At 64.1% G+C, this 18697-nt stretch carries 19 protein-coding genes; 7 read left to right on the forward strand and 12 right to left on the reverse strand.

Annotated elements, in window-relative coordinates; translation table 11 throughout:
• Positions 1 to 39: 39 nt before the first annotated feature.
• Genes CXQ89_RS08860 through CXQ89_RS08890 form a run of 7 tightly spaced genes read right to left on the reverse strand, consistent with a single transcriptional unit; the run spans position 40 to position 6660 of the window.
• Entirely contained in the window at positions 40 to 1161 is a 1122-nt protein-coding gene (locus CXQ89_RS08860) for an acyl-CoA dehydrogenase family protein (protein ID WP_104161004.1), read from the reverse strand.
• Positions 1142 to 2359 carry an acyl-CoA dehydrogenase family protein gene (locus tag CXQ89_RS08865; protein ID WP_104161005.1) on the reverse strand — a complete coding sequence of 406 codons (1218 nt, stop codon included), beginning with the start codon at positions 2357 to 2359 and terminating at the stop codon, positions 1142 to 1144. Before CXQ89_RS08865 ends, CXQ89_RS08860 begins: the two co-directional genes overlap by 20 nt.
• A gap of 15 nt (positions 2360 to 2374) precedes the next feature.
• A complete protein-coding gene (locus CXQ89_RS08870; protein ID WP_104161006.1) occupies positions 2375 to 3553 on the reverse strand; it encodes a lipid-transfer protein in 1179 nt (392 codons plus the stop codon).
• On the reverse strand, positions 3550 to 3957 hold the full coding sequence (locus CXQ89_RS08875) for a MaoC/PaaZ C-terminal domain-containing protein (RefSeq protein WP_104161007.1): 408 nt from the start codon (positions 3955 to 3957) through the stop codon (positions 3550 to 3552). The genes CXQ89_RS08870 and CXQ89_RS08875 overlap by 4 nt, the downstream gene beginning before the upstream one ends.
• On the reverse strand, positions 3954 to 4403 hold the full coding sequence (locus CXQ89_RS08880; RefSeq protein WP_104161008.1) for a Zn-ribbon domain-containing OB-fold protein: 450 nt from the start codon (positions 4401 to 4403) through the stop codon (positions 3954 to 3956). Before CXQ89_RS08880 ends, CXQ89_RS08875 begins: the two co-directional genes overlap by 4 nt.
• Positions 4400 to 4960, reverse strand: a complete 561-nt coding sequence (locus CXQ89_RS08885; protein WP_104054369.1) for a MaoC family dehydratase N-terminal domain-containing protein — start codon at positions 4958 to 4960, stop codon at positions 4400 to 4402. Before CXQ89_RS08885 ends, CXQ89_RS08880 begins: the two co-directional genes overlap by 4 nt.
• Positions 4957 to 6660 carry an AMP-binding protein gene (locus CXQ89_RS08890; RefSeq protein ID WP_104161009.1) on the reverse strand — a complete coding sequence of 568 codons (1704 nt, stop codon included), beginning with the start codon at positions 6658 to 6660 and terminating at the stop codon, positions 4957 to 4959. Before CXQ89_RS08890 ends, CXQ89_RS08885 begins: the two co-directional genes overlap by 4 nt.
• Positions 6661 to 6813: 153 nt before the next feature.
• Between CXQ89_RS08890 and CXQ89_RS08895 the strand changes: the two genes are divergently transcribed.
• From CXQ89_RS08895 to CXQ89_RS08905, 3 genes are all read left to right on the forward strand, one after another.
• Positions 6814 to 7611, forward strand: a complete 798-nt coding sequence (locus tag CXQ89_RS08895) for an IclR family transcriptional regulator (RefSeq protein ID WP_104161010.1) — start codon at positions 6814 to 6816, stop codon at positions 7609 to 7611.
• A 57-nt stretch (positions 7612 to 7668) separates the two neighbouring features.
• Positions 7669 to 8436 (forward strand): hypothetical protein, encoded by a 768-nt coding sequence (locus tag CXQ89_RS08900; RefSeq protein ID WP_104161011.1) that lies wholly within the window; start codon positions 7669 to 7671, stop codon positions 8434 to 8436.
• Positions 8437 to 8523: 87 nt separating this feature from the next.
• Entirely contained in the window at positions 8524 to 9588 is a 1065-nt protein-coding gene (locus tag CXQ89_RS08905; RefSeq protein WP_104161012.1) for an MBL fold metallo-hydrolase, read from the forward strand.
• Here CXQ89_RS08905 and CXQ89_RS08910 read toward each other — a convergent pair.
• Entirely contained in the window at positions 9568 to 10020 is a 453-nt protein-coding gene (locus CXQ89_RS08910; protein ID WP_104161013.1) for a thioesterase family protein, read from the reverse strand. The genes CXQ89_RS08905 and CXQ89_RS08910 overlap by 21 nt on opposite strands.
• Before the next feature lie 118 nt (positions 10021 to 10138).
• On the opposite strand from CXQ89_RS08910, the gene CXQ89_RS08915 reads away from it, so the two are divergent.
• Positions 10139 to 10882 carry an SDR family NAD(P)-dependent oxidoreductase gene (locus CXQ89_RS08915; RefSeq protein ID WP_181032278.1) on the forward strand — a complete coding sequence of 248 codons (744 nt, stop codon included), beginning with the start codon at positions 10139 to 10141 and terminating at the stop codon, positions 10880 to 10882.
• 52 nt (positions 10883 to 10934) lie between these two features.
• Here CXQ89_RS08915 and CXQ89_RS08920 read toward each other — a convergent pair whose 3' ends face one another.
• Both CXQ89_RS08920 and CXQ89_RS08925 read right to left on the reverse strand, forming a co-directional pair.
• Positions 10935 to 12545, reverse strand: a complete 1611-nt coding sequence (locus tag CXQ89_RS08920) for an NAD(P)/FAD-dependent oxidoreductase (RefSeq protein WP_104161015.1) — start codon at positions 12543 to 12545, stop codon at positions 10935 to 10937.
• On the reverse strand, positions 12542 to 13486 hold the full coding sequence (locus CXQ89_RS08925; RefSeq protein ID WP_104161016.1) for an alpha/beta hydrolase: 945 nt from the start codon (positions 13484 to 13486) through the stop codon (positions 12542 to 12544). Before CXQ89_RS08925 ends, CXQ89_RS08920 begins: the two co-directional genes overlap by 4 nt.
• A 99-nt stretch (positions 13487 to 13585) precedes the next feature.
• On the opposite strand from CXQ89_RS08925, the gene CXQ89_RS08930 reads away from it, so the two are divergent.
• Positions 13586 to 14203, forward strand: a complete 618-nt coding sequence (locus CXQ89_RS08930; protein ID WP_104161017.1) for a PadR family transcriptional regulator — start codon at positions 13586 to 13588, stop codon at positions 14201 to 14203.
• 41 nt (positions 14204 to 14244) lie between these two features.
• Here CXQ89_RS08930 and CXQ89_RS08935 read toward each other — a convergent pair whose 3' ends face one another.
• Both CXQ89_RS08935 and CXQ89_RS08940 read right to left on the reverse strand, forming a co-directional pair.
• Positions 14245 to 15039 carry an SDR family NAD(P)-dependent oxidoreductase gene (locus tag CXQ89_RS08935; protein ID WP_104161018.1) on the reverse strand — a complete coding sequence of 265 codons (795 nt, stop codon included), beginning with the start codon at positions 15037 to 15039 and terminating at the stop codon, positions 14245 to 14247.
• Between the two features lie 48 nt (positions 15040 to 15087).
• On the reverse strand, positions 15088 to 15822 hold the full coding sequence (locus CXQ89_RS08940; protein ID WP_104054358.1) for a glucose 1-dehydrogenase: 735 nt from the start codon (positions 15820 to 15822) through the stop codon (positions 15088 to 15090).
• A 218-nt stretch (positions 15823 to 16040) separates the two neighbouring features.
• On the opposite strand from CXQ89_RS08940, the gene CXQ89_RS08945 reads away from it, so the two are divergent.
• Positions 16041 to 17267 (forward strand): ABC transporter substrate-binding protein, encoded by a 1227-nt coding sequence (locus CXQ89_RS08945; RefSeq protein WP_104054357.1) that lies wholly within the window; start codon positions 16041 to 16043, stop codon positions 17265 to 17267.
• A gap of 178 nt (positions 17268 to 17445) precedes the next feature.
• Positions 17446 to 18675, forward strand: coding sequence for an ABC transporter substrate-binding protein (locus tag CXQ89_RS08950; RefSeq protein ID WP_104054356.1), 1230 nt, complete (start codon positions 17446 to 17448; stop codon positions 18673 to 18675).
• Positions 18676 to 18697: the final 22 nt, after the last annotated feature.

Consider the following 18697-nt stretch of genomic DNA (forward strand, 5'->3'; position numbering starts at 1 on the left):
CGGTGCCTGTCACGGCAGCCGGCCGGAGGTGTAGGAGAGTTAGGCCGGGGTTCCGATCATCGGTACGGTTTCCAGCATTGATCCGAGTTCGGACATCAGGGCCGGAGCGCTGCCCAGGGAATAGGCGTTCTGCCGTCCCCACAGGAAGTAGCGGTGGATCTGGTAATCGATGTCCGCGCCCATGCCGCCGTGCAGGTGCTGGGTCGCCAGCACGACACGAAGGCCGCCGTGTGCCGCCCACCAGGACGCAACGAGCGACGCGGATTCCGCGCCGTCGTCGCCTCGGTCAACGAGCCAGGCGGCCCGGCGGGTGGTGAGCTTGATGCGCTCGGCATCAAGGTGTGCGTCGGCAGCCCGGGCCGAGACGGCCTGATTGGCCGAGAGCGGACGGTCGAACTGGATGCGCTCGGAGGTGTAGGCCGCAGTGATGGCGATGGCTTCTTCGCAGATTCCCGCCTGGACTGCCGCCAGGGCGATGCGTCCGAGCATGCGTGCCTGCTGCACCGGCATGGATCCGCCGGTGAGCACTTCGTCGTCACCGACATGCACCGCATCCAGAACAACACTGGCGGCCGCACCGTGACTCGTCAGGGAAACGCTCTCGCGGCTGACCCCCTCCCGGTCCACGGGCAGGATAACGGCGATCACGCCGTCGTCTGTCTTCACCGGCACCAGCAGGGCAGCTGCATTACCGGCACCCGGGACCGCCAGCAAGGTGCCGGAGATCCGCCACCCGCTGCCGTCGCGTTCGCCGCGTACAGTGTTGTCTCCGTCAACGGCCGCGTCAATGGCACCGGTAATCAACAGCGATCCGTCAAGGAATCCGGGCAGCCAGCGGTCGCGCTGCGCGTCCGTTCCCCAGCAGGAGATGGGCAGCGCGGCCATGGCGACGGCGGCGGCGAAGGGAACCGGGGCAACCCGCCGGCCCTGCTGCTCCAGTACCGCCACCAGGCCGAGGACGCCCAAACCGGAACCGCCGTGTTCTTCGGGCAGTGCCAGCCCCAGGATTCCTGTCTCCGCGAGGGCTTTCCACAGTGCGTCGTCGTGCCCGCCTTCTTCGCGCTCGACGTCCCTCACGCGCGTGGTGGTGGCCATCTGCGTGAAGACTTCCTCCGCCAGCTGGGCTGCTTCGCGCAGATCCTCATCGAGTTCGAACTGCATGTGCCTCTTCCTTCTTCTCTTGGCGGCGGACCGCTACGGTCATTCCCAGTGACTTGGCGGCAACAAGATCCCGCAGGACCTCGTTGCTGCCCCCACCGAAGGTATTGTTCTGCGCGCGGCGGGCCAGTGTCTCGACCCGGCCGCTGATGGCGGCACCGCGGGATCCCGGGCGCAGCAGGCCTGCCACACCCAGCACGTCCTGCAGTTTGCCGTAAACCTCCACGACTGTTTCCGTTCCAATCACCTTCGCTGCGGCTGCGTCTCCGCCGGCCAGCGTGCCGGCGGAAACATCGGCAACGAGCCGAAGGTTCACCAGCTCCGCCGCTGAGAGCAGGGCGTAAACCTCCGCCAGTGTCGAGCGGACCCAGGGCAGGTCCAGGACGTGTCCGTCACCGTACGGTTCGGTGCGGGCCCAGTCCAGAACCTGGCTGAAGAGCTCGTTGGCGATGCCGCCGCGTGCGGCCAGGGCAACGCGTTCATGATTGAGCTGGTTGGTGATCATCCGCCAGCCCTCGTTGAGTTCGCCGACGACGTTGCTCAGCGGGACCCGGACATCCTCGTAGTAGGTGGCGGCGGTGCTGATGCCGCCCACGGTGTGGATCTCGGTGGCGGAAAATCCGGGGGCCGTGGTGGGCACCATGACTACCGAAATACCCTTGTGCCGGGGTGCATCGGGGTCCGTGCGCACTGCCAGCCAGATCCAGTCCGCAAAGATGGCGGCGCTGGTGAAGAGCTTGTTGCCGTTGATGACCAGCTCGTCGCCCTCGATCCGCGCGGTGGTGCGCAGCGAGGCGAGGTCGGTGCCGGCACCGGGCTCCGAGTAGCCGATGGCGAACATCAGCTCTCCGGCAAGGATCGGCGGGAGGAAGAACTCCTTTTGTTCCTGGGTGCCGTGTTTCATCAGGGCGGGAGCAACCGTGTTCAGGCTGACCAGGGACAGGGGCGCGTTGGCGCGGATCACTTCGTCATAGAACACGAACTGCGCTTCGGGGTCCTCGCCCCGCCCGCCGTATTCCTCGGGCCAGCCCAGGCCCAGCCAGCCGTCGGCGCCCATCTGTTTCAGGATCCGGGAGAACGTCGGGCCGCCCTCGGTCTGGTCCACGAGGTCGCGGGCGTCGTCGGCGTTGATGATCTTGGCGAAGTAGGCGCGCAGCTCCGCGCGCAGCTGCTTCGAGGCCGGTGAAAGATCTGGATTCATTGTCACTCCTGGGACTCAGTGGTCGGTAGCAAGGATGAGTGCGCTGTGCGGCACGGGCGAACCACCGGTGACCAGCACGTTCGCGAGGTTTTTGGGCGGCTGGTTGACCGATGTGCCGCGGATCAGGCGCACGCCTTCGGCAATTCCGTTCACACCGTGCAGATATCCCTCGCCAAGCTGGCCGCCGTGGGTGTTGATCGGCAGCGAACCGGTGAGCTCCAGCTGGCCGTCGGCGATCATGTCCTTGGCCTCGCCGCGCTTGCAGAAACCGTATTCTTCGAGCTGCAGCAGGACCATGGGGGTGAAGGCGTCATACAGGATGGCTGCATCGATGCCTTCCTGGCCGTGTCCGGCCTGCTGCCACAGCTGCCGGGCTACCAGTTCAACTTCGGGCATCTCATCGATGTTGTCCCGGTAATAGCTGCTCATGGAGATCTGCTGCGGGCCCACGCCCTGCGCGGCGGCAGTGATGATCGCCGGAGGATGCGGAAGGTCACGCGCGCGTTCGGCACTGACGATCACCAGTGCCTGCCCGCCGTCGGTCTCCTGGCAGCAGTCCAGCAAACGCAGCGGATCCGCGATCATCCGGGAGGCCTGGTGGTCCTCAATCGTGATGGGACGGTTGTGGAACCAAGCCAGCGGATTGTTCGCCGCATGTTTGCGGGACAACACAGAGATCTGCCCGAAGTCAGCGCTGGTCACGCCGAACTCCTGCATATAACGCCGGGCGAGGAATGCCTCCTGTGCCGCAGGGGTGAGCAGTCCGTACGGATTGATCCAGTTGCGGTACTCCTGGTCCGTGGTGGTGGCGTAGGCAAACTGCGGGGGACCGGAGCCGAAACGGTGTCCGGAACGCTCGTTGAAGGCACGGTAAACGACGACGACGTCCGCCACTCCGCTGGCTACCGCCATGGCTGCCTGCTGCACGGGAGCGCAGGCTCCGCCGCCGCCATGCGGGATGCGGCTGAAGAATTTCAGCTCCGGGATCCCCAACGCCCGGGCCACGGCAATTTCCGGATTGTTCTCCATGGAGAACAGGGAGAAGCCGTCGACTTCCTCAACCGGGATCTGCGCATCGGCGAGCGCCGCCAGCACTGCTTCGCAGGCGAGGCGCCATTCACTGCGTCCGGAGTCCTTGGAGAATTCGGTGGCGCCGATTCCGGCAATGGCTGCCTTCCCCGAGAACCCGCTCATGCCGCGGCCTCCTGGCGGGTCAGGTTCACCGTTGCCGTGACATGGATGCCCCGGTCATGGGAGCCGGTCACCTTGACTGTGGTCCCGGCGGCATCCGCGGCGATGATTTCTCCGGTCAGGTGCAGAACGTCCCCGGGGTGCAGCGGCATACCCAGACGAAGGGAGACCGAGCGCAGCCGCGCAGCCGGTCCGGTCCAGTCGGTGACGTAGCGTCCCACAACACCGTTGGTGGTATTGATGCTGATAAAGATGTCCGGCGTTCCCCGGTTAATGGCCGCATCCGGATCGTGGTGCACATCTTCGAAGTCCTGCGAAGCGATGGCGCCGGCAACTATGAAGGCGCGGTCGATCGGGACGTCCAGCACCGGAAGCGTTTCTCCCGGCGTGAATCCGTTGCTGCTCATGACACTCCTTGCTGAGTAACGTCTGGTTCCCCGTGTCCGGGCCGAAGCCTCAGACGGGGGAGTATCTCGCCGTGGGCGTGTTCGGCAAAGTAGACCTCCACCGGGCAGCCGACGGCGAGGGCATCGTGGTCGGTGGGCTCGAAGTCCGCCACCAGACGGGTGCCGGTATCCAGGTCCACGAGCCCCACCAGGAGCGGATAGGTGAAGGCCGGATCCTGGGGATGGTGGACCACGGTCCAGCTGTGGAGGGTTCCCTGCCGCGAAGACTCCACCGAGTCCCAGTCGAACGACCGGCACCGGGGACAGCTTGGTGCGGGCGGATGGCGCAGGGTTTCGCAATCCGTGCACCGCTGCACGAGCAGGCGGCCCTCCGCGGCGCCGTCGAACCAAAACACGTTGTCATGTGTCCGCACCAGATGCGGAACAGCAGTGCCCGGGATAGTCATGAGTCCTCCTTGGGACGAAACCGCAGCAGCGTGAACTTTTCGGTGGCGATGGTGTTCTGTTCGGCGTCCACATACCGTTTGCCCAGAACGAGGAAGAACCCTTCGCCGAGTCCGGTCTTCTTGGGCCCGGCGACGGAATCGATGGTGATGTGGCAGCTGACCTGTGTTCCCACCGTCAGTTCGCGTTCATACTCCTGCTCCATCTGGGTGGCCACCACCGAGGTGTACCCGGCTTGGTCCAGCAGGGACAGCAGCTCCGCGTAGGGGGTGGCCTCGACGACGCCTTCCGCCCGCGCGCGCTGCACTTCCCGCCAGCGGCGGTATCCGGACATCACCCACGTGGAAACCATGGCCGGGGGAGCGATGATGCCGCTGCGGCCGTTCTCCAGTGCCGCTGTCTCGTCGACGTAGACCGGATTCCGGTCGTCCAGGGCCTCGGCCCAGTTGCGAATCATCGCTTCCGACACCCCGTAGCGGGCCACCCGTGGAGGCTCAGCTACAGTTCCAACAAACCGCTGCAGATCCTCAGCGCGCAGTACATGTTGGGCAGTTGTCATCGGGTACCAGCTCCTACAGTTTCTACGAGGGCAGCAGATGCTGCGGGCAGGGAATTGATACGCCCCGCCGCGATGAATTCATTGCGCAGTGCTTCACGGTGTCCATCCTCCATGCGGATGTAAGCGCTGCTGCGGTTCCGGGCCCACCAGACGTTCTCCGCTTCCCAGGCCACCTTGCGCAGTGGAGCCTTGTCGATTTTCGCGTTTGCTGTGGTGGGCGCTTCGTCAACTACTCGAATAAAGGTGGGACGCCATTTGGTGCCGAGGTCCGGTTGGGCATCGAGAAAGGCTGCCAGATCAACGGGATCGAATTCGGCGCCCGGATGAAGCACCACGGTGCACATGAGCTGATCGCCCGTCAGCGGGTCCGGTACGGCATAGGCATGGACTCCGGAGACGGCCGGATGCCGCGAGATAATGCGTTCAATGGGAGCGGTGCCGAAGTTCTCACCGTCCACCCGCAGCCAGTCCGAGGTTCGGCCGCCGAAGTAGAAGTAGCCCTCCTCATCGCGGTACCCAAGATCCCCGGTCCAGAAGTCCTCTCCACCGAACCGCAGGCGTTCGGCCATCGCCTCGGGGTTCTTGTAATAACCCTCAAAGCGAGGACCTGCTCCCACTACGACGATCTCCCCGGTGGCTTCCTCGGCGTTGAGCAGACGTCCGGTGTCGTCGAACTGTGCCCTGGGGCATTCCGTGCCGTCGGCGGAGCGGATCTCCACCGCCATGCCGGCAGCCGGGAGGCCGAGGGCGCCGGCGGGCGTGCCCGGTACGGGAACGATGCGGATGATGCCCTCGCTTGACCCAAAGCCTTCACGGACCTCGCAGCCGAACCGCCGCCGGAAGCTTTCCGCTTCGGCAGGAGATGCCTCGGAGCCGAAGACTGATTCAAGGCAGTTGTCGGCGTCGGCCGGATCTTCCGGCTGAGCCAGAATGTAACTCAGTACGCGTCCCACGTAGTTTACGAACGTCACCTTGTGCTCGCGGATATCGCGGGCGAAACGGCTGGCCGAGAACTTGCGGACCATGACCACTGTGGCCCCGGCCTCGGCCGCCGTGGCCAGGTTCATCATGATGCCGTGGCCGTGGAACAGCGGCAGGTGCAGGTAGCTGACGGACCCGCGGTGCAGTGAAATACGCTCCGTCAGGCTGGGAGTCACTGTGCCCAGGCGTCCCTGCGTGCAAATGACGGCCTTGGGGGCTCCGGTGGATCCGGAGCTGAACAGCAGCAGATAGATCGCGGACGGGGCCGGTATTTCTGCGGGCAGGGGAGCGCCGGCATGGGATTCGAGCAGCTGAGCGTAAGCCTCAGACTCCACGTCGAAGATGCGGCCTGCCGGCACCGGCAGCTCCGGGCAGTCATCGGACGCCAGATAGAGCGGTTCGCTGATCAGGAGATCGCAGTCCGCGTGCTGCATGTCATGCGTGAGTTCAGCACCGCGCCGTGTCGGGTTGATGCCGACAATGACGTCGCCGCTCAGTGCTGCCGCGAGAAGCCAGAAGACATAGTCGGGGGTGTTCTGCAGCAGGACTCCCACATGCACCTGGTGGCGTCCGGTGCCGGGCTCAATGGTCCCGAGGATGGCGGCGCGGGTGGATGCCTCGTCGATGACCTGGGCCCAGCTCCAACTCCGCCCCTCGAAGCGAAGGCCCTCATGCTCGTCCTGCGCGCGGCTTCTCACCACTTCTGCGTACGTTCGCACCGCATCTTCTCCTTGTTGTCCCAGCATTTGGCTCTACGCTAGGTGAACTTCAGCCCCGCTCCGCCGCTGTCCCACCCAGTGGAATCCGCTGGGTGGAATCCCGCTGGGCGGAACCGCCACGGCACCGGGCGTACAGGGCGGCAAACTGTACCCATGACTGATGCACAGCAGTTTGGTGATGCGCTGCGGGACGGCGCGGGACCGCGCAGCGGTGTTCTGGAACGCGTCACCCTGATCATGGACTGCCTCGGCGAGGCCCCCGGCCACCTCGTACTCGAAGACGTTGCCGCCATCACCGGTCTTGCAAGGTCGACAACCTTCCGGTTGCTCCGCAAGCTGAGCGATCTGGGCTGGGTCAGCCACGACGCTGAAGGCTACGTGCTCGGACCGCGGTTGGCGTACCGCGGAGTGTTGTCTGATTTTGACGGGCTCCGGGCGGCGGCGTCACCGGTACTGGCTGAGCTGGCAGCCGCGACTGGCTTCGTTGCGCATCTTGGCATCATGCACCGCGGGTTCGTGGATTACGTGGACAGGACCGGCACGGGCGCTCAATCGAGCGTGCCCACCCGGATTGGAACCAGAATCTTTGCTCCGGAATCAACCTCCGGCATGGCGATCCTCGCCTGGATGGACCCCGAGGAAGTTGACGCCGCCATTGAGCACGCCGGAGTGAACCGCACGGGCAGCCGCGAGGAACTTCACCGTGAGCTTGCCGCTGTACGGCGCCGGGGAGGCCTGGCCTGCCGGGACGGCAGCCGCCATGCCAGCGGCGTCAGCTCGGTGGGTGCGGCCATCATCGGTCCCGGGGGACCGGTGGGCGCGGTGTCGGTTGCACACCGGGGAGCCATCCCCGAGCAGGTCACCGGTCCGCTGGTGCTGCGCGCGGCCGAGGCCATTGGCGCCGGGCTGGGTAACGGGACGGGTAACGGGACGCGAAGCCTGCCGCGGTGAAACCGGAAAGACGGCTCTGCTACGGTAACCAAACAAGTGCTTGACAAAGGAGTTTGCATGCTCGCCGAGATGGCCTTTTTCTCATTTGTGGAACTCACGGACCCCACAACGCACGGAGCCTACAACCGGTGGCATCAACTCGACCACCGGCCGGAAAACCTCGCCCTTCCCGGCGTGGCCTGGGGGGACCGCTGGGCACGCACCGGCAAGGAAACGGAGCCTGTCCGAGGAACGGCCGTGGACGGCACTGACTACGTGGCAATGTACTGGTTCCGGCCGCCCGTGGAGGAGAGCGTCGCGGCATGGGACCGTCTCGGGGAAGCATCATTTCAATGGGGGCGGGGTCCCATCATTCCGGGAGTTCGGCGGCCGCTCCTCGGTTTCTTTCGACCGGTCAAGGGCTACGCAGCGCCGCGCGTGCTGGTCGATCCGGACGTCCTGCCCTACCGTCCGAACCGCGGGCTGCATCTGACCCTGACCCGCTATCCCGAGCCCCACGGCCGGGATGCACACGACGCCTTCGCCTGGGAAGATACCCGCCTGATTCCGGAACTGCTCGGGGTGGACGGGGTGGCCGGGGCCTGGACCTTCTCATTCAGCCATCCCCAGCAGCACGGAACGCTGCCGTTCAAAGGGTCGGTGTCCGCGCCTCCGGGTGGTCTGCGGGTCCGGATGCTCTACTTGGACGAAGATCCGGGTCCAACGGCTGAGGCCGTCACGCAGGCTGAACAGGCCGTCAACGCGGCACCGGAAGCACCGCGAAACACGGGCGAGGTGCTGTTCGCCTCGCCGCTGCAGACCATCATTCCGTGGCAGGACTGGTAGCTCTCCGTCAGCATCGCATCCCGCGGCCCTTGAGGCGTCCCGTGACGCGGACGCCGTCGTGGACAAAGCGCTTGCTAGACTCTCGCCATGAGCAGCAACGGAGTGCGTACCGTCCGCCCGACGAGCGCCGGGCAACTGGCCGCACTGCAGTCCGGACAACTGCCTCGGCCTGAACGTGTTGCGGACAAAGTGTGGGCCATAGCCGCGCCCATCCCCGAAGGCAGCGTCACTTACACTCTCAGCTATGTCCTGGTCAGCGCCGATTCGGCGTCGTTCTCCATCCTGGACCCGGGCTGGGACTCACCCGTTAACCTTGACGCCCTTCACCGGTCCCTGGGGCTGATCGGGCTTACCCTCGAACGCCTCTCCACCATCGTCGCCACCCACCACCACCCCGACCACCTCGGTATTGCAGCCACGCTCAAAGCCATGACGGGTGCAAGGGTGGTGCTCTCCCGAGAAGAGCGGGCTGTCCTGACGCACCAGCTCAGCCCTGAGTTGCGGAGCCCGGCGTCGTACACCCCGGTCCTGGAGGCATGGGGAGTACCCGTTGCACGCCGCGCCGAGCTACTCGCGGCCTTTGCACGGCCGCCGGTATTCTCCGACATTGAGCCGGATCTGATGCTGGACAACGGCGACGTGCTGGATCTGGGCGGCCACACCTTAACGGCCGTCGCGACGCCGGGTCATACGGGAGGGCATCTCTGTTTCGCCGACGATGAGCGCGGACTGCTCTACAGCGGTGACCACGTACTGCCCCAGATCCACTCCGGGTTCGGGCTCGGCTCCCGCCCCGGAGACAAGCCGCTGCCTGATTACCTGACGTCGCTGCAGTCCCTGCAGCGGTTCGGCGGATACGAGGTGCTGCCGGGACACGAGTTCCGCTTCCGCGGACTTGACGCGCGGGCCGCTGACATTTGCTCGCACCACCTGCGGCGTACGCAGCGCATTGCCGATCTGCTGCCCGAACTGGGGGATGCGCCAGTGTGGGACTACGCGCGGCGGACCCACGGACCGGGCTGGTCCCGTCTGTCCGGATTCTTCCTGCACGCAGCGCTGCGCCAGACCGAAATGCAGCTGGACCTGGCCCGGAGCGGGCCTGCGGTGCTCGGCGCACTCACGGAGGCTGCTTCAGCCGGTCGGGCCGGCTAGGCACTCCCGCAGAATGTCCGGCAGCCGAATGGGCCGCTGATCCGGGGAGACGGTCACGAGCCAGTTCGACGCGGTGGCCACCAGGGCGTTGTCGGCGCGGCGCCACATCTCAAAGTCGAACCGTACGGAGGACGTACCGATTTCGCCCACCCTGAGTTCGATGGTGATTTCCTCAAAGAGTTTGGCCGGCAACAGGTAGTCACAGTGGGTTGCCCTGGATACGGTCCACCAGCCGAACCGGTCCAAGAGCGTGTCCTGCCGCAGGCCGTTCAGGAACAGATATTCCGTCTGCAGGGCCTCCATGCGGGGAAACCATGTCGCGTAATACAGGATTCCCGCCGGATCGGTATCCGCATAGCTCAGCCGCTGCGTGTGCTCGTGCAGCACCGGGCGCCGCTCCCTGTGCGCCTGTTCCGTCCGGTTCTCCGCCATCAGCTCCCCGTCATCCTCTGTTTCCCGCTCCGGCCGTCCCGGCCTCCGATTCCGGGCTATGCTGGCAACATTACACAAGCAAGTGCTCGTTTTCTATTGCCACTGCAGGGGAGCAGCCATGACAGCACCTGATTTCGGATTCCGCCGGGGCGACGCCATCCTTATCACCGGCGCCGGGAGCGGCATCGGCCGTGCCACCGCGGGGCGGGCCTCGGAGCTGGGGCTGCGGGTGAGCGCCTGGGACCTGAATGCCGACGGCTTATCGGAGACTGCCGCGGTTATCCGCGCCCGCGGCGGGGAAGTGCACACGGTGGTCGGAGACGTCGCTTCCGAGGACGTTGTGCAGGAAGGGCTTGCAGCGGCGCGCAGCACGCTGGGCGGGCTGCGCTACCTTCACAATAATGCGGGTCCGTCATCCGGAGCTCCGCTGGCCTTCGACGACGCATTGAACATCAGCGTCGGCAGTGTTCGCCGGCTCACCGAGGCCTGGGCCGCCGGTGGACTCCCTGACGGTGCGGCGATGGTGGTCACCACCTCCGTCGCCGGCAACCTGGTGGGCACCGAGGTTGACTGGTACTCAGCGGCCAAGGCCGCACTGATGGGGTACGTGCGCCACACGGCGGCCCACCGCGCCGGTGAGTTCCGCTCCAACGGCGTCGCACCCGGCATGACGGACACCCCCAGGCTGCAGGGATTTGCTGACAGCGAGCGCGGGAAGGCTGTCCTCAGCCGCATTCCGCTGGCCCGGATGGCCAGTCCGGACGATATTGCCTATGCAGTGCTCTTCCTCCTGTCGCCGCTGGGCTCCTACATCAACGGCGTGTTCCTGCCGGTCGACGGCGGGTGGACGATTACGCAGTAGGCGGCCCGGCTGGCGGCGGCCCGGGGACCAGACGGACCGGGCCGCACCTCCTTCAGTTTTCGCTGAACACAAACCCGGGGTACCCGTTGCCGGCCACTTCGTCGAGGCGGGCGGTGTAGGTGTGGAAGCCGCCGAGGTAGGGCATGAAAGTGCGCGGCTTTCCGGGGATGTTCGCCCCGGCGTACCATGACGGCGCGTCGGCAAACAGCGTCTTCCCGGCAACCTCGCCCAGATGCGCCGTCCACGCGGCGGCCGCGTCGCTGCGCGCTTCGACTGACGAGTACCCGTGCTCGGCCGCGTGCAGGATGAGCCGGAGTGCATAGGATCCCTGCTGCTCGGAACCGAGTGCCATGTTGGAGAGCACGCTGGGGCTGCCCGGTCCGTTCAGTGTGAGCAGGTTCGGAAAGCCGGGAACTCCGATACCCAGATAGGTCTGTGCGCCGTCCTTCCAGGCGTCGCGTACGGTGCGTCCGTGCCGGCCAATGATGTCGATGGCGGTCAGCGCGCCCGTGAGCGCATCGAAACCCGTCGCGTAGACAATGGCATCCAACGCGTGGAACCCGGACTCCGTCTGAACACCCCCGGGCGTGATGGCGGTGATCGGGTCCCGGCGCAGATTCACGAGGTGTACATTCGGCCGGGTATAGGTCTCGAAGTACCCGGAATCCGTGCAAATGCGCTTTGTGCCGATGGGATGGTCCGTCGGCGTGAGGTCTCGGGCCAAATTCTCATCCCGCACGATGTTCCGGAGCCGGCGTTCAAAGTAGACGCGAGCCGCATCATTGATTTCCGTGTCGATTGTCTGGCGTTCAAAGGCCTTGCCGTAGAGCACGCCGCCGCGCGTCCAACTCTCAGCCAGGACCCGCTCACGTTCCTCCGGGGCCAGATTCTCGTAGGGAACCGAATAGGATCCCCAGGGGCTCCCCGCCGCACTGTTCCAGGACTCCTTCCGGCGGCGGGGGTACTCCTCGAGTACCTGCTGCCATTCCTCGTCAGCGAGGGGACGGTTGTAGGCGGGAACACTGTAATTGGCGCTGCGCTGGAACACGGTCAGCTCCGCGGCCTGATCGGCAATCAGTGGGATCGACTGCACGCCGGAGGAGCCGGTTCCCACGACGCCGACACGAAGGCCGGTGAAGTCCACGCCTTCGGCCGGCCAGTTCGCTGTCAGGTACACGGCGCCGGCGAAGGAATCACGGCCGGGAAGATCCGGAAGGTTCGGCTGGGACAAACTCCCGGTCGCCATGACCAGCCACCGGGCCGTGACGGTGTCACCGGCACTGGTGGAGATGTGCCACACCTGGGCGTCCTCGTCCCAGCGTGCGCCGGCAACCTTGGTGTCGAAGCGGTAGTCCCGGCGCACATCAAACCTGTCGGCAACGTGGCTGAGGTAGCGCAGGATCTCGGGCTGCGTGGCGTAACGCTCGCTCCAGCGCCACTGCTGCTGCAGGTCCTCGTCAAAGGAATACGAGTAGTCGATGCTTTCCACGTCGCAGCGTGCCCCGGGATAGCGGTTCCAGTACCAGGTTCCGCCGACGTCACTGCCGGCCTCGATGCCAAGTACGTTCAGCCCGGCCCGCCGGGCATGAATGGTTGTGTACAGGCCGGCAAAACCTGCGCCTACGACGACGACGTCGCAGCAGGCGGTGTTCTTGCTGCTCATGGGGTGTGCTCCTTGGTGACGGTGTTTTGGCCGGCGAACAGCCTGGTGAAATCGGCCCACAGGATGGAGCGGGCGGATGCTCCCGGTCCGTAGCCGGGCATGGTGAGGAAGCCGTGGAACTGGTCCGGGTAGTGGCGGTGCAACGCAGTGTTTCCCGCCCCGCGCAGCAGTGCAGCATAGTCGCGTCCCTCGTCGCCAAGGGGATCGAGCCCGGCGGTGACGGTGATCGACGGCGGCAGGGATGAGAGGTCTTCAGCCGTTTGCGGCATGAACCGCCAATCCGGAGCGGCCTCCGCGGCGGGTCCGCCAAGGTAGGTCTCCCAGTAGAAGCGCAGGGCACGGGCGGTGACGAAGTAACCCTCTGCCCTCAGCCGGTAACTTTCGGATTGCATGCGCGGATCGAGCATGGGATAGATCAGCACCTGACCGGCAACCAGGTCCGACCCGCGGTCCCGTAGGGTTAGGGCAGCTGCGGCAGCCAGATTGGCGCCCGCACTGTCCCCGGCCAGAACCAGGCCCCGGGCCGCTTCCCCGCTGTCAGCCAGCCAGTGCGCGACCGCGACGACATCAGCCACCGGGGCCGGCGCCAAATGCTCGGGCGCCAGGCGGTACTCAACGGAGACAACGGATGAACCCGTCCCCGCCGCCCACAGCCGGCAGAAACGATCGTGCCCGGCTATCGATCCGTGCAGGAATCCGCCCCCGTGGGCGTAAACCGTGGCCGGGGCGGACGGAGACGGTGCGTGGGGGCGGTAAATCCGCACGGGAATGCCGCCGTGCTCCGACGGAACAAGTGCATCCTCCGCTGCCGCAACATCATCGAGGTTCTGTGCGGGAGGGATCCGCGCATCGACAGCCGCGCGGGCTGCCAGTGGGTCCATGCCGGCAATGTCGGGAAAGGAAGCATTCAGAGCTGCCAGCATGGTTTGTGTCTCGTCCATTGATCTCCTTTGATCCGGGGGACAGTAATCTGGAGACTATGACTAATAGTCATAGTACGATTTGAAATATGACACACGACCAGCAGGGGGTCAAGAGCAATGAAGACTGAACCCGAAGCGGACGGCGCCCAGGCGGCCGAACTTCCCGCCACCAGCCGGGCTGTGCTGGGTATCCTCTCCTTCGGCGAGGAGCTCTCCGGCTACGACATCAAGCGGTGGGCTGAACAGAGCCTGGCGTTTTATTACTGGGCGCCGTCCCAGAGCCAGATTTATTCCGAACTCAGGCGGTTGGAGGATCAGGGTCTGGTTGAATCCCGGGTCGAGCAGACCCATGCGGCAAAAAGCCGGCGGCTCTATTCGATTACCGGTGTGGGCCGCCGCCGCATGAGGGAATGGATTGACGGGCAGGCGCCGGACCCCGTTGTGCTCAAGCAGTCCATGGTGCTCCGGCTCTGGGCCGGACACAACGGGGAAGTCGAACGGCTCGCCGAGCAGTGGGCCGACTATGCCGACCAGTCCAGGGATACTGCCGCACGTGCCGCAGCACATGCCCTTTCGGCAGAGAAAGTGCCGGCCTGGCGCTTTCCTGCACTTGCACTGGAGTGGGCGGAAAAGTACTACCGCGATGAAGCTGCCCGGGCGGAATGGGTACTCGAACGCCTGGCTGAACTGGAGGCGGCGGAACGGGACGGCGGAGGCGCAGCGGCCGAGCGCTGACGGGCGGGGGAGCGCGGTGCCTGCTCCCGGAGTCAGCGGCGCTAGACGCCGTACCCGCCGTCGACGTCGAGCTTCTGCCCCGAGATGAACCCGGCGCGGTCCGACGCCAGGAAAACGACCGCTTCGGCAACGTCTCCGGCGCTGCCGAAGCGGCGAAGCGGAATATTTGCCGTGGCTGCGGCAAGCGCCCGCTCGTCGAGATCTCCGGATTCCATGAGCCGCGCCGACATTCCCTCGGTCAGCATTCCCGGGCCGACGCAGTTGACCCGGATACCAAACCTGCCCTCCTCGGCCGCCAGTGCCATGGCCAAGGCCTCAACTCCACCCTTGGGCGCTGCGGAGAGACCGTCCCTGACCGGATAACGCCGGGTGGCGGCGGTGGTGACAACAACAACGGAGCCGGCAGAGGCACGCAGTGCCGGCAGCGCGCCCGACACCACGGTGAAGAAGCCAACGAGGTCAGCCTCCACCTGGGATGCGAACTCCGCAGGTGAGACCCGGGAAAGATGAACCATGGGTACATGCGGTCCTGCAGCATGCACGAGCGTGTGGATTGCACCGTGCCTGGCCAGGAGCTGCGTGAACAGCGCATCGACGGCGGCGGTGTCGGTCACGTCAAGGTGGTGGGCCGAGGCCCCCGAACCCAGCTCTGTAAGCAGGCCATCGGGTCGATTGCTTCGGTAGGTCAGGGCCACCTTGCTTCCCCCGGCAGCCAGCCTGCGGACAATGGCTGCACCGATGCCGCCGGAACCGCCCACCACCAGGGCAACACCGGGCTTCGCGCTGAATTCCGGGGATGCGGGGATTCTATCCTCAGAGGGTGCCTTCGTTTCCATAATTCCTTCTCACTGAGTCCAGCGAAGGCGGGATGCCTTTCGTCCGTGCTACTTCACCTGCCCCGCAAGCTCCCCGCCGTCGGCGATAAACTCCGCGCCCGTCGAGTAAGCGGCCTCATTGCTGGCAAGGTAGAGGACAAGGTTGGCAATTTCTTCCGGCTGACCCTGGCGCTTCATGGCTACATGGGTTTGGGGCAGGTCTGCGGCTGCAGTCATGTCTGTTTCGACGACACCGGGGTGCACGGAGTTAACTCTGATCCCGAATTGGGCAAGCTCAAGGGCGGCTGCCTTAGTGAGGCCCCGTACCCCATATTTCGAAGCAACATAGCCTGAAATCCCCGGGTACGCAACAAATGCGGCAGTCGAAGCGATGTTAATGATGGACGGTCCTAAGCTTGATTTTTTCAACTCCTCAACGGCCGAAGAGATGCCGAGGAAGGTGCCCGTGAGATTGACGGCGATGATCGAATTCCAGTCATCCAGTCGGTATTGACCTAGTAGACCCTTATTGCTGATTCCCGCATTGTTGACCAGCACATCAAGATGACCAAATTCGGAAACAGCGGTTGAAACAGCGTTTTCCCAAGCCGCCTCGTTCGTGACATCAAGCCGGACAAATCGGGCAGATTTACCAAGTTCCTTGGCGAGGTTTTCTCCATCACCCTCGCGGACATCTCCTATAACCACCGAGGCTCCCTCTGCAATTAACCGGGTGGCGATTGCCGCGCCGAGCCCGCGAGCACCTCCAGTGACGATAGCGACCTTGCCCTCAACCCTGCTCATCTGGATCCTCCTGTTGAAATTGGTATGGCGAAACGGGAATCTTCACGCGATCTGACCTAGGTGACACAAAGTAATCCGAAACCTGCTACCGAGCAAGCAGTTGCTAGATTTAGGGGGTGCCTGTATGGTCCGTGACACCCGGACGCTCCGCGGATTGCACTGACAAACTCACAACGTGGGCGCAACCATATTGAAGATGCTCCTCGAGGAGAGGCACCATGAACACTCGTATAGCCCATACCCGTCGAGGTCTCGTTTTGGCGGCCACGGTAGCCACAGCGTCGTTTCTATTCACTGGCTGCGCAGGTGCGGATGCGACTGCTGACGACGACGCTCCCTACCGAATTCTGGTTCTAGGGGCAGTGAACGCCGAGGGGGCATTGGGAATAAATGCGTCAACATCCGTACTCTCGGCAGAGGCTGGTGTGGAGGTCGCAAATGCAAATGGTGGGATTCTGGGGCGCAACATCGAGCTCGAAGTGGCAGACGACCAGGGTGACCCGACGGTAGCGGTGACACTGATACGAGAGGCCATAAATTCAGACACCCCGCCAGACGCCATACTCAACTCCGGCCCATCGCAGATCGCCGAGGCGACACTACCAATAATCTCCCAAGCGGGAATTCTGTCGTTCAATATTGGACCGACCAAGACTTCGGCTGATCCAAGTACGTTTCCGTTGAACTTTGATATTGCAACCGGCCCTGGAGACCATGTTGTCGGTTTCGTTGACTACTTCGAGGAAGAGGGGTATGGGTCTGTTGGCATCCTTCACGGCAGCAGTTCTTACGGTGAAACATTTGGAGATTTGGCCGAAGCGGGTCTCAATAGCGCCGGAATAAACGTTCTCGGCAATGAAGAGTACGACGTGGCCTCACTCGACATGACACCGCAGCTCGAAGCCCTCCGATCAAAAAATCCTGACGTCATTGCACTCGATGCTTACGGCGCCCCACTCGGATATATCCTTCAGGGAATGGAAAAATTGGACTGGGATATACCTATTGTCGGTAATATCTCGGTCGCGTCTACCTCAATCGTCACCAGTACGCCACCTTCGGGTGTATTGGGCACCGAGCAGGTCGACAACCTGTCTATGCAAATCCTGCAGAGCGCCGTCTATAGCCCTGACACCGAGCCGGTCACGCGTGCGGTGGAAGCGATGCTTGGGATAGGTCCAATTAAGGCGTCGCTGACGCTCGCCTACAACTATGACGCCGTCCTGCTCATCCAAGCTGCTGCAGAGTCGGTTGGAGATGCGGATGACCCGGCGGCCATTGCCGCCGCGCTGGTCAATCCGGAGGTGACCGACGGCGCAGCCACTGCTGTTCTCGAGAATTACGTGTTCTCGGAAGAAAAGCACTCGCCGACCATTGTTGGGACAGATTTCCGGTTCATTCCACCGGCCGCCATGGTGGATGGCCAGTTTCGCGTTGAAAAGTAACGTTGATCAATTCATCGTCTAGCGACCACGGACCCTAACAAGCGCTTGTCTAGCGGAGTCTTTCTGTGTAGCATCCTAAACCTAGCAGTCGCTTGGTTTCTCTTATCTCCTCGATCCGGTGGATGCCGGAGATTCTCTGTAACTCCGGGCCGTGTTTTGTCTTCAAGGAAGAAGTTCAATGAATGTTTTGCCGTTCCGCGGCCGCCGCGGACTAATGGTTGCCGCAGCAGCAACAACAACCGCGCTGATCCTCTCGGGCTGCGGCAGCGAGGCCGGAGCTGGAGAGGCAGGGGACGAACCGTTCCGCATCCTCGTCCTGGGCGCGCTGAGCGCCGAGGGTGCGCTCGGCATCAACGCCTCAACCTCGGTCCTTGCCGCTCAGGCCGGAGCTCAGGTGGCAAACGAAGACGGCGGTATTCTTGGCCGCGACATCGAAGTCGAGGTTGCCGATGACCAGGGCGACCCTACGGCTGCCGTGACGCTGGTCCGCGAAGCCATAAACTCCGACACGCCTCCTGACGCCATCCTGAATTCCGGGCCGTCGCAGGTGGCGGATGCCACGCTGCCCATCATCAACCAGGCGGGCATCCTTTCCTTCAACATTGGACCAACCGAAACTTCGCTGGATCCCTCGGTCTTTCCACTGAACTTTGACATCTCTGCCGGTCCCAGCCATCACGTGGCCGGCCAGGCGAACCACTTCGAAGAGATGGGGTACACGTCGGTCGGCGTTCTGCACGGGAGCAGCTCCTACGGCGAGTCATACGGCAACCTGGCCGACGAGGGGTTTGCAGACGGGGGTATGAAGGTCGTCGGAAATGAAGAATACGACGTCGCCTCGCTCGACATGACGCCGCAGCTCGAGGCGCTCCGGGCAAAGAACCCGGACGTACTGGCCTTGGATGCATACGGAGCCCCGCTGGGGTACATACTGCAGGGTCTTGAAAAGCTGGGCTGGGATGTACCGGTCGTGGGCAATGTTTCAGTTGCCGCTACCGGACTGGTCAACACTCCGCCTCCGTCGGGGGTGTTGGGAACGGAGCAAGTGGAAAACCTCGTGATGGAGGTCTACCGAAGCACGGTTTACAACCCCGAAGCGGAAGTAACCAACCGTGCGGTGGAAGCGATGCTCTCCATTGACCCCATCAAGGCCACCCTGATTCTTGCTTACAACTACGACGCCGTGATGCTGCTCAAGGCAGCTGCCGAGTCGGTCGGAAGCACGGATGACCCCGAAGCACTTGCCGCTGCCTTGGAGGACCCTGAGGTCACCAAAACAGCAGAGACGGCCATCCTGAACGAATACGTCTTCAGCGCGGATGAGCATTCACCGGCCATTGCCGGCGACGAGTTCCAGTTCATTCCGCCGTCGGCTGTCAAGGACGGACAGTTCCACGTCGCGAAGTAGGAACCGCAGCGGAAATCGGGCG

Origin of the sequence: Arthrobacter sp. ZGTC212 (assembly GCF_002929255.1) — a bacterium.
GTDB classification, from domain to species: Bacteria; Actinomycetota; Actinomycetes; order Actinomycetales; family Micrococcaceae; genus Arthrobacter_B; species Arthrobacter_B sunyaminii.